This window comes from Treponema sp. R80B11-R83G3, assembly GCF_054786115.1.
In genome coordinates, this window is record NZ_BDHF01000484.1 from 1 (window position 1) to 470 (window position 470).

Below are 470 nucleotides of genomic sequence, written 5' to 3' on the forward strand. Positions count from 1 at the left end.
GGTTTATCGGCAGCGGCATGAAAGGCAAGCACCTGACCATAAAAGGAACGCCAGGCAACGCATTGGGAGCCTATCTGGACGGCGGTACTATCGAGGTGCATGGCAACGCTCAGGATGCGGTTGGCGATACTATGAACGATGGCAAGATCATAATCCACGGCAACGCCGGAGACGCGCTCGGCTATGCCATGAGGGGCGGCTGTATTTTTGTAAAAGGCAACGCAGGGTACAGAACCGGCATCCACATGAAAGAGTATAAAGAAAAAAAACCTGTAATCGTAATCGGCGGCAAAGCCGGGAGTTTTCTTGGCGAATATCTTGCGGGCGGATTGATTGTGGTGCTTGGCATCGGTTCACAAGACGTTCCTGTCTGGTATTTTACAGGGACGGGAATGCACGGGGGAAAAATTTTCATCAGAACTGACAAAGAACTTACGTCGCTTCCCGAACAGGTCATTGAGGAAGTAGCC

Annotated in this window: 1 protein-coding gene; it reads left to right on the plus strand. The window is 51.3% G+C overall.

Going from position 1 to position 470, the window contains the following annotated elements; translation table 11 throughout:
* Window positions 1-470, plus strand: a 470-nt coding sequence (locus tag ACYVRH_RS14585; RefSeq protein WP_461257586.1) for a GltB/FmdC/FwdC-like GXGXG domain-containing protein, incomplete at both ends; no start/stop codon positions are given.